The sequence below is a fragment of the Roseimarinus sediminis genome (assembly GCF_050433125.1).
Classification (GTDB): domain Bacteria; phylum Bacteroidota; class Bacteroidia; order Bacteroidales; family Prolixibacteraceae; genus Roseimarinus; species Roseimarinus sediminis.
In genome coordinates this window covers 131,638-144,829 of the sequence record NZ_JBNPXV010000012.1, presented here as the reverse complement: position 1 = coordinate 144,829, position 13,192 = coordinate 131,638, and the positions used below count along the sequence as shown (strand labels likewise).

Below are 13,192 nucleotides of genomic sequence, written 5' to 3'. Positions count from 1 at the left end.
AACTTTTGGGCATCATTCAATAAATGGAAAAAATATCATCAGAACTGAATTTATTCAACAAATATTAATGTACCTTTCCATTAAAAATATCAACTATGAAAATAATCTGTTTAGGCAACTTTCCCCCCCGACAATGTGGAATCGCTACATTTACCGAAAACCTTGTAAGGTCTATTTTAAATGCTGCCGAAATTCATACAATTAAAATTGAGCTTGAAGTTATAGCGATGAATGATGGAGGGAAAACATACGCATATCCTTCGATTGTTAAAAAAACTATCCGGGCAAATGAAAAAATGGATTATATTCAAATTTCGAATTATGTCAATGATTCAGGTGCAGACATTTTTTTATTGCAGCACGAATATGGTATTTACGGAGGAGAAAGTGGCGTTTTATTATTAGCGTTACTTCGCCGATTGAAAATACCTATTGTATCTACTTTTCATACAGTTTTGGAAAAACCGAATTTTCATCAATTGGAAGTTCTTCGAAAAATAACTGCATATTCAAGACGGGTTGTCATTATGAATTCACTTGCAATTAAATTTCTAACAAATATTTATCATGTTCGCCAAGAAAAAATTGCATGTATTGAACATGGAGTTCCCGACTTCAAGATTTTAGGTGATGATAAACAACAGATACCTAAAGATTGGAACAACAGAAAAATCATGCTCACTTTTGGATTGATTGGTAGAAGTAAGGGTATTGAAACGGTGATCAGATCGTTGCCAGCAATTGTTTCGAAAAATCCAGATGTCTTGTATGTTATACTTGGGAAAACACACCCACATGTAATTCAAAATGCTGGCGAAGAATATCGTAATTATTTAAATTCGATGGTTTCTCGTTTAGATCTTTCCAATAATGTACTCTTTATTAACGAGTATGTTAGTGAATTGGAATTAATGGCATATCTGAAAAGAGCTGATATTTATGTAACTCCTTATTTGAATAAGGCGCAAATTACCAGTGGAACATTAAGCTATGCGGTGAGTGGTGGTTGTGCTGTAGTTTCAACTCCATACTGGCATGCTGAACAATTATTGGCTGACGATAGAGGAATACTATTTGATTTTGGAAATTACACACAATTAGCTGAAATCGTAAACGAACTATTAGACAAACCTGAACTAATGCAGAAACTACAACAAAAAGCTATCGAGTATGGGCAGAATATTACGTGGCCATTGATTGGAAAGAACTATTTAGATCTTTTCGATTCAGTAGTCTATCAAAAGGACAAAGTCAATGATATGAAGAATCAGGATATTGAAATTCATTATCCTGATTTTGATATTACTCATTTGAAAAGGTTAACGGATGATTCAGGATTACTCCAGCATGCCAGAACGAGTGTGCCATATTATAAAGCGGGTTATTGTCTTGATGATAATGCTCGTGCAATTGTCGTGTGCGTTAAAGCATGGCAAAAAGATAATAAACAGGTTTATCTTGATCTTTTAGATAAATATTTAGCTTACCTAACTTTTATGCAAAGGCGGGATGGAAGTTTTACCAACTTTATGACCTATGAACGTACAGTACTTGATGCAAAATCAGATGATGCCTATGGTCGAATAATCTGGGCTCTGGGGTATTTAATGCGATTTGCACCCACCAATTCATATTTTCATTTGGGTTATGAAATATTTGAAGGAGCAATACCTCAGTATGGTAAATTGAGATATGCCAGAGGATATGCCAATTGTATTTTTGGTTTATATCATTATGTGAAACGTTTTCCCGATCAGGAAAGATACCTTAAGCTTTTGCAAACCCTATCAGATCAACTGTGCGAATTATATCAAAGGCATAAAAAGGCAAATTGGAATTGGTTTGAAGATAGTTTAACGTATGACAATGGATTATTGCCTGCTGCTCTTTATCGCTCCTTTGAAATATCAGGGGAACAACGTTATTTGCAAATAGCAGATGAAAGCCGGGTTTTTCTTGAATCAAAATGTATCAGGGAAGATTGGTTGTCGTTGATAGGCAACCGTAAATGGTTGCGACTAGATCAGGACTATGATTTATTTGCTCAACAACCTATTGATGCCATGGCAATGGTTATCCTTTATCAATGCGCCTGGGAAGCAACAGGCGAATCAGTTTACATCGACAAATTACAGATGTCATTTGATTGGTTCTTTGGCAAGAACGACCTAGATATTACACTATTTGATTCTGAATCGAAAGCGTGCAATGATGGAATAGAAGAAGCAAGTATTAACCGGAACCAAGGTGCTGAAAGTAATATTGCGTATTTGTTATCTTATTTAATTTCAGAATCATTCCTCAATTTGCGGTCTTGATTTTAAAACTTTATCGACTAAAAGCAACAATAAGTTTTTATCAATTGGTTTTTGAATATATTCGGATGCACCCATTTGCAGCCCTTTTGTTTTATTGGCCAATCCTGCGAGATCCGACATAAAAATTAGGGGTAATTCAATCGCATTATTATTCAAGTATTCAAGCATTTGATAACCATCAAGATTTGGCATTGAAATATCGCAAAGTATCAAATCAAATTTTTCTTTTGAAATTTGCATTAAGGCGATAACACCATCAGGAGCGATCTGTACATCATATCCATCTTTTTTCAAAATTTTACTGATATCACGTTGGAATGTAACTTCGTCGTCGATGAGTAAAATTCTTGCTTTGCTTTTTTCATCGTTAAGTCGGCCTTTTTTTAGGTCAGAAGGGAGCAAGTTTGTAAGTATTTCTTTTAATGAAAAGGTTGCATAGGTAGATGTAGTATCTGACATAGCATAAGGTAATACCAATTCATTGTTATTTACGATTGAGCCACACGAATAAACTACATTTGGAACATAACCATCACGTTCTTCTTCATTTGGAAACAGAAGAGGTTCGCTCAGTTGACCAATTAATTTTGTAGGGTCGTATAAATCTAGCAAGATAGCACTAATTGCATATCTGCGCATTGGACCAACTCCATGTGTTATTACCAACCAACCAAATTCTGTTTCGATAGGTGAACCACAGTTGCCAACCTGAATAAATTCCCACGGAAACTTTGGGGATTGAATTTCCACTGCCTCTTGCCAAAAATTAATCGTATCAGAAAACATAATATAATTATTGATGCCATCAATACGAGAAAGCATTGCGTATCTACCATTAATCTTTCTAGGAAACAAGGCCATTCCTTTGTTCTGTGCATTCTCACCATGAATTGGTTTAATGGTAAAGCTGTAAAAATCTTTAGTTTCAAGCAACATGGGCATAATACTTACCCCATTATATGCAGTATAGGTAGCACAATATCGAACAATACCATCGTCATCTGTAAACTTTACAAAGCGTGCATCTTCAATTCCATTGCTTTCGGCAGCGGCAATCGGAAAGATAACACGGTCGGAAATACCAGTATCAAGCGAAAATGAAATTTTGTAATACGATTCTCCAATCCAGCTAATAATTTTTAATAAATGAATTTGCTGATCATCCAATTTCATTTCTTTTTTTGTCTCATCAATTGCTCTATAAAGTTCATTATAATCAAATTCTTGCCTTAATTTCCCAAAAACATGACCAAGAGCTGAGTCTTCCGTTGGAATCTCACAAACACCATAAATCTCACAAAGCTTATTTGAGAAAAAATCCTTATTGTAAATAAAATTATAAACTGTTTCCGGTTCATCGACTATTCTACCAGTAGGCATTAATTCAAGATTATTGTTTGCATCAAGAATTCCACCCCGAAAAGCTATCGAAGAAATGTGCCCTTCTCCTGTAGCCCTAAAACTAATAATAACCCTTTTCTGTTTATCCTGAAGTCCTGTTTGATCAGGATCTTCAACAATCGATGGGTTAAAGAAAGCAGCTGATTCAATGGAATATTCCGAAGAAAAAAAAGCACCAATCAATAATTTTTTTGAAATAGATAATTCATTTAAATCTCCATTTCTACCATTCATGATATCACGAGTTCTGTCAAAATGATTTTGAAAAATTCGAGAAATATTACGGTGCCGACCAGAAAAATCACGTAATACATGCTTTAAACTTAATGCAGCAGCTTCTTCTGGCATACCAATTACTTTCTGAATGATTGAATGAACCCTTGATTCGGGGCCAGGGAAAAAGAAGCGTACAATTACTCTTTTGGGATCGCTATAAAAACGAATTGGTTTGCGTTTAATAGAAGTGCTCATAATTGAAATTTTTTATTAAAAATAAGAAAGAAAACTCGACAATAAGTAAAAAAACAAGGTTTTAATTTGCTCTAAGTTGTAAAAATTATTCTTTCAATAATATAATTTTTGATATTTAAAATATACTGTTTTCAATTGATACCAATAGCTCAAAGTTGCAAGGGAGCGAGGGCAAGAAAACAACTTTTTTGCAAGCTGAAGCTTTGGCATTTGGGCTTGGGCTTGCAAATGTATTGTTTTAAGCGGGGGCTGTTGTTTTCTCAAATGCGCCCATCAGGCGCAAGGAGCGTGGGGGAAAAAAATTAAATCCATTGCAGTAAACTTCGTCTTCGCAGAAATCTTTTCTGATATTTTTGTTTGGTCTTTTGCAAATTTGCACATCGGTGTCAAAATAGCGACTCAGGCTTGCACCTAACGGAAAATTGTTTGTTGTCGTTGCGGATTGCGAGTGATTATCTGTCCGGATACGGACGGGATAATTACGGGAATCCGAAGCGACGAGCACCACGTCAACCGCAATGCAATAAACAAAATGTTAGCACCAGTAATTTATTCTTTTTTAATCATTTTCAAAATCTTATCACCAAGATATTCATTTATTAATGCTATAATGAAAATAATAAATCCAAATCCTGACATGTAAAGTTTTATTTTCGGAATGCCAATCTTGTCACCGAAAAAAATCTCTGTAATAAACAGAATACCTGCTATTATATATAGATATTTATTAATCGAGTTACGAAGTCTTGATTTTGATGCGTCTAACCAGTTTTTAAAATTGTCATTTTCAGAATCCCAATCAAGTAATTTTTTAAAAATAGAAATTGATTTTTTATAATCCTTTAAATTATATAATGCTCGCCCTTTTGAAGTCAAAATACTCCAATAAGTTGTAAAATCTTTTTGGTTAATGTTAAATTCATCATTTTTTAAATCAACCAATTGCAATAACTTGTCTGAATACATTAGAGTCTTTGAATATTTGCCCATTTTCTCCAGACTTATCACATATTGTGCAAGTAATAATATGAAATCATTGAAATCATCTTTATCCTTAAATGTCGATTTATTGTCAAGCAATATTCGGTTTTTCTCATAAAGTCTGATAATTCCCATCGAATCATTTGATCCAATCGTGTAAAATTCACTGTATATTTCTAATGCATCTGCCATTTATTATATAATGTCTTTTTTTAAGAGTCTGTTTATCTGTCTAGAATAGAGTGTGTTGGGTGTCGTTTTTTTATTGGTGCTAACGGAAAATTGTTTGTTGTCGTTGCGGATTGCGAGTGATTATCTGTCCGGATACGGACGGGATAATTACGGGAATCCGAGGCGACATGCACCACGTCAGCCGCAATGCAATAAACAAAATGTTATAAACCGTATTTTATTTTGTCAAATATTCGTTGCCTTTTTTGGTTTTCACTAAACATCTCCTGAAAAACAGTCAACTTTAATCGTTGCTGACATTTATAAAAACCGTGTGTTAAATATAATACTTTATCCAATTTTTGCAGATTTTCTCAAAAAAATCTGTTTTCATTTCATCGCAACAGTTTTAAAAACTTTGTATTATTTTAGAAAAACCAGTCTGTTTAAGAAACTGTCCTCGTGGCGGTAAAGTGTTTGAAAATATGACTTTAAATAATTACTACTCAAAAATCGTAACGAGAATATTTTTTAAACACCAATCGCTTTTTTCTCCTGGTCGTTGAGCGGCATAAAAGTCATGGTACTCTGGCCGCAAATGAAAAGACTGTCTGCAAAGCGAAAAAGTCCTGTCCACCGTAAGCCTATTTTTTACTTGTCCGTTTAGTTTAACTCCATATCTATAAAGAACTCTCGCGGTTAAATTTTTTAAAAGGTCAACGAAAGACTGTCGTACTCTTTGTAAACCACTAATTTCTCGGCAAGTTTTCCTGTCATGTTATGGCAAAAAAATTGAACAGAACGACAGTCTGCCGATGACTTTCAATGTTGTGTAAAAGTCTTTTTTGATATGGTTTATAACGTACGAGTGTAAGTTTAGGCGCGGATTGCGGGCATCTTTCCTGTCGTGGTACGCCGCTGTTGGAGCGGGGTAGGGCGTTGGATTTGCAACGCTGCCCGTGCTTAAATTTACACGTTGTTACAGCCTGTATATTATTTTGTCAAATATTCGTCTTTATTGGTTTCACTAAACATCTCCTGAAGAAACAGTCAAATCTAATCGTTGCTGATATTTATTAAAACCGTGTGTTAAATATAATACTTTATCTCTTTCTACAGATTTTCTCAAAAAATCTGTTTTTATTTCATCGCAACAGCTTAAAATGTTTGTCTCATTTTTGAAAACCAGACCGTTTTTAAAAACTGTCCTCACGATTATAAAATATTGAAAAATATGCTTTTAAGTAATCGTTTCTCAAAAATCTTTACGAAAACACTTTTTAAACACCAATCATTTTTTTCTCCGAATCGTTGAGCGGCAAAAAGTCATGGCACAAATACCAGCAACCGAAAAAACTGTCTGCAAAACTTTAATCCTCGTTAAGCTCAATCATTTTTTTAGCCGTCGTTTTGTTAAACCTAAATATGAAAAGAACTCTCGCGGTATAATTTTAAAAAGTCAACGAAAGACTGTCAAACCGATGAAAAACCGCCAACTTTTATAAAAATCTTCTCGTCATGTCAAGCCGCTGAACTTGAATAGAGCGACAGTCTGCCGGTGACTTTCTGGGCTGTCTGAAAGTCTTTTTTTATATAGGCTGTAACTAGTTTATATATCTCACTTTGTCGTCTTTTTCTTGTTTTTTATGTTCAGCTGTTTGGCTTCAGCCGGCATTATCCGATCCAGCGGACTCTGTATTCTGTCAACATTCGATTGACTCAAATGCGAATAAATCATCGTGGTTTTAATGTCCTTGTGCCCTAACAATTCTTGAACATAGCGAATATCTGTACCTAAATCTAGCAAATGGGTGGCAAAACTGTGCCGGAGACTATGTACAGTCCCCTTCTTCGATAAGCCGCTCTTCTTCATAGCCCTGCCCATTACCCGGTCAACACTCGACCGACTGTAGGGTGTTCCGGCTATTTGCCCTTCAAACACATAGCCTTCCGATGGATAAAGTGCCCGGTAATGCTCCAGCATACTAATCAAAGTATAAGGCAACATCACCATCCGGTCTTTCTTCCCTTTGCCATTTTTGATATGAATCTTTTGTTCGGCCAACAAAACATCTTCCCATTTCAGGGTAATTACTTCATTCAACCTTAATCCGGCACCATATGCTATCATCAAAACCAGCTTATGCTTTGGATTTTCAATGGTACCAAATACCTGCAAGCATTCGTCCATGGTAAATACTGTCCTGATTTTCTTCTCAGCCCGTGGACGTGGCAATTTGAACACAATTGAATGGTTCTGCTCAACATGCTGATAGTAATAATTAAGCGCACTAACCAACATTTGTCCCGAAGCAGAAGTCAGCCCCTTCATCATCAGTTGACCAAGATATTTTACAATGTCGTGGTAATCAATGGTCGAAGGATCGGCGTAAGCATGATCGCGCAAAAAACGCAAAAATGCCTGACCATAATTATTGATGGTATTGTGGCTCATATTGTTTGCCAGCATTTGGTCGACCATCCTCTCCATGTACAATAGCCCCTTCTCGGGGGTCCTGTCAATCATACGCATTTTGGCTTTATCGAGCAAGAGACTTTTACGCCGGGGCATGTTCTCTTTCTTTAGATAACCATTGGGAAGCTGGCTTTTTATACCCACTTCCACCGTTTCGTAATGTGTGCCTATTGCCTTAAAAACTTCAGGAGTCGCAGGCAGCAGATAACATTGATACTCCTTACTGTAGCGGGCCAGCGCAAAACGTTTGATCATCTGTTGCAATTTGAACGATGCAGGGACTTCAACCTGCATCAGACTGGTATTCTCACGATGAGCTTTCACCACTACAACTCCGCCTGCCTGCTTTTTCTCTTTTGAGAAATAATCATCGGGCAGTAAATCATTTTGTTCCAGCAAAGTTTCAACCCGCCTTTTAACATGCTCGTCGCGGTAAATCAAATAGGCCTTTTCCTGTTTATTCCAGTAAACCCCTTTGATCTTCAACATTTCCTGGCTGGTTGGGCGATGGTAACGCATGCGCACCACCCAGTATTTTCCCAAATTATCGAAACATTGCACATGCAGCTTTTGGGCAAGCGGCACAGCGGCCGCTTTATGTTCCTGCTTCAACGGCATAGGACCGCGATCAGGAAGTTTCGAACCTGCTTCGTTCTGCTTTACGGCATCGCTAACAGGCGCTATGGGCGGAAGGTCACGGCTTTCGGAGCCGGCCGCCGCTGCATCATCATGTTTTGTTTTATTGGAAGTAACAATCAAAAGATCAGGAAAATGCTGCTTCAGTAGTTGGTAATTTTCACGGCTGTAATCGAAATACCAACAGCGCCAGGTGCGGCTGTAAGTGGCTCCCAGGGCCTTTAGCCGATCACTCGTTGGCCGGTGAAACGGGAAAAAGACCCCGATCCGGCTGGCATTTCGGTGTTCTATTTTTTTTAGGGTAAGCACCATGGCACTTTTTGTTTGGTGCTACAATTTAATAAAATATATTATTATAACATGCATCAAAAGCTAAAATATGCTGTACCTTGTTTAGAAAGAAAAGTAAATGAGTGTGGGAGTGTGGGAGTGTATGAGTGCCTTAGTACCTGAGTGCATGAGTTCCTAAGTTCATAAGTCCTAAGCCCAAAAGTCTTGATATTTGATACTTGATTCGAGCATCGAACATTCAGCAACAAGCAAACAGCAAGCAGGTCCAAAAGTCCAAAGTCTTGATACCTGATTCCCTTTTGACTTTTTGACCTTTGACCTTTGACCTTCGACCTTTGACCTTTTGTCTAAAGTCTAAAGTCTAAGGTCTAAGGTCTAATATCCAGCTTCCTGACTTACCGCATCAGCCGCACCCCGTATACTCCGCCGGCTAGCGAATTGGGCTGCGCCTCGAACTTCACTTCAAGCACCCCCTTGCTTTCATCGATTAATTCAGAAGGCAACTGGTAATCCTCTTCGAAGAAGACGTCTCCCCGATCGCCCTTAAGTTCCACCACCGCAACTGTGGTGCCGTTCACTTTAATCATAAACGAGCGGTCGCGGTCGAGACCATAATAGGTGATGCGCAGCTTTTTGGCTTCCTTCCCGGGGTCGCGCAGCTGGTAACTGAACCAGCCCCGTGCATGGCGCCAGTGCCGGTTCTGATGAACACCCGATTCACTGCCCGCGGCCTTAAAGAAATGGTCCGATTCGGGCTGTTGTTCGCCCGGAGCTACCTGGTCGATGGTTTGCTTTTCAAGTAACCTGCGCCCGGCTTCTTCTTGTCTTATTTTTTCCTGACGGACAGCGAGTTCTTCAGCACTGGCATAAGGCCAGTAAAGCACATAGCGTGCATCGTGGATGCGGTAAAAAGGCTCCAGCTGAATTCCATTGTATTGTTCGGGCCACAGGCCTTCCAACTCAAATTTAACCTGTTTTTCGTCCCGACGTTTCATTTTTACATCCTGTTCCAAATCCGAAGCAACAAGCACCGGTGCTTCTTCGAGTGGATACAGCGGACCATTGGCAATGTGTCCCATGCGGCTGTCGTCGGCAATAAGCCCGTCCAGCTGACTGCGATCGGTAGCGGCAGCCAGCACAAGCGGACCGTATACAAAGGATACAAAGTGACTTTCATCGGGCAGCACTTCGTATTCCAAATGCATGGGCAGGCTCACTTCCACCCTGTCGTGGTCTTTCCACTTTCGTTGAATGGCAACATATTCGCCGGGTTGTGCCGCATGTTCTGTTACTTTACCATTCACTTTCACCACCAGTTCGCCGGCTTTTACCCAGGCCGGATAGCGCAGTTTCAGCGTAAAGCGTTTCGCTTTTTTCAGTTGCAGGTGCAAAGCGGTGGCTGCCTCATCGGGAAAACGGTTGTTTTGGCTAAGCACCAGTCCTTTTTCTTCCCAGTTCAGTTCCGAAGCAATAAACAGATTAACATACAATTCATTGTCACCGTAGGCATAAATCAGCTCTCCGTATTTACCATGATTTTCCATGCCCGATCCCACACAGCACCAGAAGGCTTCTTCGGCCTTCGAATACACACGGTAGTGTTGTGGCCGTGCCGGAGTAAAGTAAACCAGTCCACCGTGTTCGGGATGCTGCGACGAGAGAATGTGATTGTACAGGGCCCGTTCGTAATAATCGATGTATTTTAGTGCATGATCGGCCTGATAAAGTTGTTTCGAAAGCCTCATCATGTTGTAGGTATTACAGGTTTCAGGTCCCTCCCGCGAAGTCACCATCGACGAGAAGTCGTCGGCTGGATGGAAGTGCTCACGCACACTGTTACCGCCTATCGAGATCGAACGTTCGTTCACCACAGTATTCCAGAAGAAAACAGCCGCTTCGTGCCATTCCTTATCACCTGCTGCCCGGGCCACCTGTTCAAAACCAATCACCTTTGGAATCTGGGTATTGGCATGCAGACCGTTCAAACGATCTTCGCCCTTAAGCAGCGGATCGAGAATGAACTGGTGAGAATACTGGCGGGCCAGTTTCAGGTAACGTTCATCTCCGGTAATCATGGCCACATCGGCAAATACCTCGTTCATGCCTCCGTGTTCCGAACGCAGCATGGTTTGGATCTGCTCATCGCTCAGCTTTTCCACCAGCCTGATGTTCCATTCCGACAGTTGAATGAGCATGTTCCTGGCCTGCTCCAAACCGGTAATCAACCAGGCATCGCGCAGGCCTGCATAAAGCTTGTGAATATTGTACAGTGGCACCCACTTATCGTTTAACGAAAAGGCTCCGGCATTGATCTTTCCTTCGGCAATGTCTCTCCACATTTCCTGTCCGCCTGGAATGCCGCCAATGTAACCGTTTCCGTTCTTCTGCTGACAGCGTTCCAGTTCATCCAGCATGTAGTTCAAACGCGTGAGCAGTTCCTCATCGCCCGTGGCAACATACATTTGAGCCAGCGCAGTAAGGTAATGCCCGCCAATGTGGCCGTCGAGCCCTGTATTTTCCCAGTTCCCGTAGCGCGGGGCTTTGGCTTCAAAACCTGCATCGATCAGGAAGGGCGCCAGCAGGCGGTCGGGATCGTGGGCCAGCAGGTAAGCCTTATCGAGCTCCTGGGCATTTTTGAACTCACTCTCGAGCAGTTTGACCTGTTTCAGATGGAAAAAATGAAGATCTCCGGCAAACAACGACGAAGAAAACAGGCAGAGCAGCAAAATTACAAGGATGGATTTCATGTGTTTCGGTTTATAGTTACATTGAATTGTTTTTACCAGCAGGTATTGCCTTCGCTTGTGCCGGCAAAATACAAAAAATTGGCTGAAAACAGGAGGATCAACATTGCAGCCCGGTGGACTTTTGTATGGAAACATGAATTTTTACTCAACCTTCAAAGAATGAAGGGGGAAATAACCCGGGACAAAGCCCTTTCTGGCATTGTTTCTTTGGCTCCATGGGTTTAATATTCGGAAACACCAGGAAAAACGTACGATTGTAGCTGCAAGCTTTAAGCACTTTATTGCAAAAATCACCTTTTACGTCTATCTTTGATAAAAATTAATCAACATGCAAGGCATTGTAATTAAGCCCAAAAGCAAAAAATCAGGTTTATTTCTTCAAAAGCTGCTCTCTCAACTTAACAAGGTAAAAAGTTTAGAAATAATTGAAGAAAAAGAAGAAAAACCCTTTGTCGAATTGTCTGATAGCTCATTACAAAAGAATGGAGCAGCGACGCAGACAATATTTGGGATAGCTGGGCAGAGGAAATATTAAATAAGCCATAAAATGAACTTCACTAAAGGTGATACCGTAATTATTCCTGTTCCGTTTACCGATAATTTAGGTCATAAATTACACCCTGCTGTTGTAATTTCAAATGATTTAGTACATAAAGCAGGTGATGTGATGATAGTACAGATCACTTCAAAGCTAAAATCCGACAAATTACATATCACCTTGACTGACGATGATGTATCCGAAAAATTACCTGTGAAAAGCTACATCCGGGTTCATGAAATATTTGTCCTTAAGCAAAGTCTGATAAAAGGCAAAGTATCTGGTCTCAAAAAGCATAAATATTCAGAGTTGGCTAAAAGAATACATAAAATAATTGAAATATAGAATTTTGCTGCTACGAAACAAAACACAACAATTCAACAAACCTACAAAAGCAATCATCAACATGAATTCGAAAAGCATTATCAAACCCTGGTTTACGATGCTGCTGGCCCTGCTAATTTTGGCAGCCTGCCAACAGTCAGACAAGGTACTGGTCAATCCGGCCGACTACGACCATCCGGTGCGGGTGGCCTGTGTGGGCAACAGCATCACCTATGGTTCGGGCATCGAACACCGCGACAGCCTGAGTTATCCTGCCCAACTGCAACGTCTGCTGGGCGCTTCGTGGGAAGTGAAGAACTTCGGCATTGGTGGCCGTACCCTGCTCTCCAAAGGTGACCGCCCCTATGTGCATGAAGACATCTACACCCAAGCCAAAGCCTTCAATCCCGATGTGGTACTGATCAAACTGGGGACCAACGATACCAAACCACAAAACTGGCAATACAAGGCCGAATTTAAAAGCGATTACAAAGCCCTGGTGCATTCGTTCCAACAACTGCCGTCAAAACCTAAAGTCATCCTGCTCAAAGCCGTTCCTGCCTTTCCTGAACGCTGGGGCATTTCCGACAGCATCATCTACCACGAAATGAATCCAATGGTAGAAGAACTGGCCCGGGAACTCGAACTGCCTGTCATTGATCTGTACACCCCTTTGACAGCGCATCCCGAATATTTCCCCGATCTGATTCATCCCAATGCAGCAGGAGCTGGCATAATGGCAAAGATCATCTACCAGTTTTTAAGCGGAACAGCATAAAGCCGTCCTGATCCAGGAATAGATACCGAAATTAACAGGCTGCGCGATGTGAATGTCAGC

General features: G+C 40.1%; 9 protein-coding genes. 5 read left to right on the top strand and 4 right to left on the bottom strand.

The annotated features are described in order from the left end of the window. The first annotated feature begins 95 nt into the window (after positions 1–95). Positions 96–2,318 carry a glycosyltransferase gene (locus FHS86_RS15010; protein WP_429415419.1) on the top strand — a complete coding sequence of 741 codons (2,223 nt, stop codon included), beginning with the start codon at positions 96–98 and terminating at the stop codon, positions 2,316–2,318. Here FHS86_RS15010 and FHS86_RS15005 read toward each other — a convergent pair. Together FHS86_RS15005 and FHS86_RS15000 are read right to left on the bottom strand one after the other, a co-directional pair. Beyond that, complete coding sequence (locus tag FHS86_RS15005; protein WP_429415416.1) at positions 2,295–4,190, bottom strand: glycoside hydrolase family 130 protein; 1,896 nt, start codon at positions 4,188–4,190, stop codon at positions 2,295–2,297. The two genes, FHS86_RS15010 and FHS86_RS15005, sit on opposite strands and share 24 nt — an antisense overlap. A 549-nt stretch (positions 4,191–4,739) precedes the next feature. Further along, positions 4,740–5,363 (bottom strand): hypothetical protein, encoded by a 624-nt coding sequence (locus FHS86_RS15000; protein WP_429415414.1) that lies wholly within the window; start codon positions 5,361–5,363, stop codon positions 4,740–4,742. Positions 5,364–6,670: 1,307 nt separating this feature from the next. Between FHS86_RS15000 and FHS86_RS14995 the strand changes: the two genes are divergently transcribed. Further along, entirely contained in the window at positions 6,671–6,847 is a 177-nt protein-coding gene (locus tag FHS86_RS14995) for a hypothetical protein (RefSeq protein WP_429415411.1), read from the top strand. A 113-nt stretch (positions 6,848–6,960) separates the two neighbouring features. On the opposite strand, the gene FHS86_RS14990 is transcribed toward FHS86_RS14995, so the two are convergent. After that, positions 6,961–8,766: a tyrosine-type recombinase/integrase gene (locus FHS86_RS14990; protein ID WP_429415408.1), complete on the bottom strand. Its 1,806-nt coding sequence runs from the start codon at positions 8,764–8,766 to the stop codon at positions 6,961–6,963. A 374-nt stretch (positions 8,767–9,140) separates the two neighbouring features. Beyond that, on the bottom strand, positions 9,141–11,492 hold the full coding sequence (locus FHS86_RS14985) for a beta-L-arabinofuranosidase domain-containing protein (protein WP_429415405.1): 2,352 nt from the start codon (positions 11,490–11,492) through the stop codon (positions 9,141–9,143). 328 nt (positions 11,493–11,820) lie between these two features. On the opposite strand from FHS86_RS14985, the gene FHS86_RS14980 reads away from it, so the two are divergent. The 3 genes from FHS86_RS14980 (at position 11,821) to FHS86_RS14970 (ending at position 13,132) form a co-directional block, all read left to right on the top strand. Further along, a complete protein-coding gene (locus FHS86_RS14980) occupies positions 11,821–12,027 on the top strand; it encodes a hypothetical protein (RefSeq protein WP_429415402.1) in 207 nt (68 codons plus the stop codon). Between the two features lie 12 nt (positions 12,028–12,039). Then, positions 12,040–12,375, top strand: a complete 336-nt coding sequence (locus FHS86_RS14975) for a type II toxin-antitoxin system PemK/MazF family toxin (RefSeq protein WP_429415400.1) — start codon at positions 12,040–12,042, stop codon at positions 12,373–12,375. Between the two features lie 61 nt (positions 12,376–12,436). Next, complete coding sequence (locus tag FHS86_RS14970; RefSeq protein WP_429415397.1) at positions 12,437–13,132, top strand: GDSL-type esterase/lipase family protein; 696 nt, start codon at positions 12,437–12,439, stop codon at positions 13,130–13,132. Positions 13,133–13,192: the final 60 nt, after the last annotated feature.

What these genes read in the sequence shown, in the direction of transcription:
- FHS86_RS14975 (WP_429415400.1), top strand. Translation starts at nt 12,040, where the DNA reads ATGAACTTCACTAAAGGTGATACCGTAATTATTCCTGTTCCGTTTACC.
- FHS86_RS15000 (WP_429415414.1), bottom strand. Translation starts at nt 5,363, where the DNA reads ATGGCAGATGCATTAGAAATATACAGTGAATTTTACACGATTGGATCA.
- FHS86_RS14995 (WP_429415411.1), top strand. Translation starts at nt 6,671, where the DNA reads ATGGCACAAATACCAGCAACCGAAAAAACTGTCTGCAAAACTTTAATC.
- FHS86_RS14985 (WP_429415405.1), bottom strand. Translation starts at nt 11,492, where the DNA reads ATGAAATCCATCCTTGTAATTTTGCTGCTCTGCCTGTTTTCTTCGTCG.
- FHS86_RS14970 (WP_429415397.1), top strand. Translation starts at nt 12,437, where the DNA reads ATGAATTCGAAAAGCATTATCAAACCCTGGTTTACGATGCTGCTGGCC.
- FHS86_RS15005 (WP_429415416.1), bottom strand. Translation starts at nt 4,190, where the DNA reads ATGAGCACTTCTATTAAACGCAAACCAATTCGTTTTTATAGCGATCCC.
- FHS86_RS14980 (WP_429415402.1), top strand. Translation starts at nt 11,821, where the DNA reads ATGCAAGGCATTGTAATTAAGCCCAAAAGCAAAAAATCAGGTTTATTT.
- FHS86_RS14990 (WP_429415408.1), bottom strand. Translation starts at nt 8,766, where the DNA reads ATGGTGCTTACCCTAAAAAAAATAGAACACCGAAATGCCAGCCGGATC.
- FHS86_RS15010 (WP_429415419.1), top strand. Translation starts at nt 96, where the DNA reads ATGAAAATAATCTGTTTAGGCAACTTTCCCCCCCGACAATGTGGAATC.